Here is a 2,638-nt window from a genome sequence, read left to right as displayed (position 1 = left end):
CATCAGTATATCGTTTCATATAAAAACTCCTATCCTAGTCATTTTATTATGGCACAAATGTCTAAATATTTGTGTACCAAATACTAGGATAGGAGCACTATTATTCGAAGTACTGTTGTTTATAGCACTATTGTTTAAAATACTATTATTTGAAGTACTATTATTCGAAGTACTGTTGTTTGAAGTACTGTTGTTTGAAGTACTGTTGTTTGAAGTGCTATTGTTTGAAACAACGCTATCATTAGTTGCTTGTGAATCTCCAGATGTGCTCGTATTACCTGCAGTACTACCTGTCGAAGCCTGACTATCTTTTGTTGGCTCAGTTTTTGAATCAGCTGAAGATTTCTTATTAGAAATCGAATTAGACTCACTAGTGCTTTCCGAAGTTGAATATACAGTGGAATTACTAGTAGAGAGTGAAACTGAGCCACTAGTACTCTCCGATAATGAATTTGAAGTAGAAGTTGACAAAGCTAAACTCATACTTGTCGATGTTTCAGCCAATTTTGTTTGGTTATCATTAGTACTTGTACTTGAAACAGTCGATGTACTGGTAGAAGTAGAAGGAATAGTAGCCGAATCTTTGTTAGCCAATACTTTATCATCCAATTGCTTACTAGTGTTAGCCGTAGAACTGACTGTGTCAGCATGCGCTGAGCTAATTCCAATATTTGCTCCCAAAACTCCCCCTAAAAGAGCCATGCCAGCAAATATCCATTGTTTACCGTCTTTGTACATCTTATAATGTACTTTTTCATTTTCACGTAAAAGCCTGTACATGTTTCTTTTTTGATTACCATTTGATCCAGGCATTTCTGAAGTCCCCTTTCTAATAAACCGTTGCACAAACATATCGTGCCACAAAAGGGACTAACAGCGATCGTTTTTCCCAAAATCGGGAACATTATTTAAAAAATAGGGTAATATATTATTTATTAATAAAGCAAAAAAGCATTTCAATATTAAGGTTCATAAAATGTTTTTTTAGTAAAAATACAGTATAAATCAATCTGTCATTTTAATTCATTATAGTTGACTGATGACATATCAAATTTTTTCTTCGGTATTTTGGAAAAAAACGTATAGTCTTAATTCTTACAACTCATCTGTCAAGAGCGGCTTAAAGATGTTATAGAAAGGTGGAATAAAATTGTATGGAAATAGCGATTTAGTTTGTCATTTTTGATAGTTTATATGATTTAACCTTGTTTTTAAAAGATGGGAATAAAAAGGTAATCGATCTAATATTGCTTCAGCGACAGCTGTATTATCGGGGATTTCACGACAACTTGATAAAAGCATATTAGTAATTTACGCTCGCAACAACCATTTATTAGCTGAAAAAGCAGATCAGCATCATGCATATAATGAAAGAAAATGATGATTAAAACGATGATGTGTTGAAATGTTTGTTTTATAGTTAACTACGAATCTATTCATCCTTTCGAGAATATTATTACGTATTTCTAAACTCACTCTTTCAACTATATGAAATGGATGTAAAAAAGTGTAATAAATTAAGCGATTTTATACTGCTTTTTTCTTACACTTTATTGCCTCCCTTGCACTGTTGATAAAGACACTTCTTTAGGGTTAAAACTCGGATGTTGTATGTTTTTAAGATTCGTACAAAAAGAGCCCTAATCACAAGTGAATTAGAACTCTATTATTTGGACTCCCCAACAACAGTTGAGGAAGAACTATTATTTTTTATCAATCTGTTGCATAAACTGATGCAGCGCATCCTGCCATTGAGGAAACTCAAAACCGGTTTCTTTAGCTAAATGCATTACTGAATAATGCGGTCTAAACGCTGCGGTCGGATACTGATCAGAGGATACAGGAAGCACTTCAACATTCTTATCTTTTAATATTTCTTTGGCAAAGTCATACCAAGAACATTTACCATCATTGCTGCATTGGTAAACACCGTAAGCAACTTGATTATCAACTAGGTATGTAATAAATTCTGCCAGTGTTCTTGTCCACGTTGGACGACCAACTTGGTCAGAAACAACCGTTAGTTTATCATGTGTTTTAGCTAAATTAAGCATTGTGTACACAAAATTATGACCCCATTGACCATAAACCCAAGCAGTTCGTACTAAATAATATTTAGTGCAATATTTTTGAACCGCCTGTTCACCTAAGAGTTTGGTACGTCCATACTCATTACGTGGTCCCTTAGGATCATCAGGTAAGTACTCACCACTAGTTCGTGTACCATCAAAAACATAATCTGTGCTGATATAAACTAAAAGAGCATCATGCTTTGCGCAAGCTTTTGCAATAATTTCAGTACCGACAGCATTAACTTTTTGATCCAGTTCCTTGCCTTCACCTTCTGCTTTATCAACCGCCGTATAGGCTGCACAATGATAGACAACATCAGGATTATTCTTAGAAAAATATTCCTCGACTTGTTCTTGATTGGTAATATCCAATTCTTGTACATCAGCAGCCGAATACGCAATATTGCGTTCAGTCAATAAATGCTGCAATTCTTGTCCTAATTGACCGTTACCGCCAGTAATTAAAATTTTCACGTTTAGTTTCCTCCTAAGAATAAACTATTATTAGTTCAAAGCCGCACGTTTCTTCAACGGGCGCCACCAGTTCTCATTATGCAAATACCAGT

At 34.6% G+C, this 2,638-nt stretch carries 2 protein-coding genes; both read right to left on the bottom strand.

Features of this window, described 5'->3' with window-relative positions; genetic code table 11:
• Positions 1–15: 15 nt before the first annotated feature.
• The gene (locus FD20_RS12360) at positions 16–813 is read right to left on the bottom strand and encodes a KxYKxGKxW signal peptide domain-containing protein (RefSeq protein ID WP_057738895.1); all 798 of its coding nucleotides are present in this window, start codon (positions 811–813) and stop codon (positions 16–18) included.
• Between the two features lie 890 nt (positions 814–1,703).
• Positions 1,704–2,546: a dTDP-4-dehydrorhamnose reductase gene (gene rfbD / locus FD20_RS12355; RefSeq protein ID WP_057738893.1), complete on the bottom strand. Its 843-nt coding sequence runs from the start codon at positions 2,544–2,546 to the stop codon at positions 1,704–1,706.
• Positions 2,547–2,638: the final 92 nt, after the last annotated feature.

The organism is Liquorilactobacillus uvarum DSM 19971 (assembly GCF_001434935.1).
GTDB lineage: Bacteria > Bacillota > Bacilli > Lactobacillales > Lactobacillaceae > Liquorilactobacillus > Liquorilactobacillus uvarum.
This window is presented reverse-complemented; position numbering and strand designations above follow the sequence as displayed.

Bases quoted from the DNA above. Each gene is read 5' to 3' on its own strand.
- FD20_RS12360 (WP_057738895.1), bottom strand. From the start codon at position 813: ATGCCTGGATCAAATGGTAATCAAAAAAGAAACATGTACAGGCTTTTA.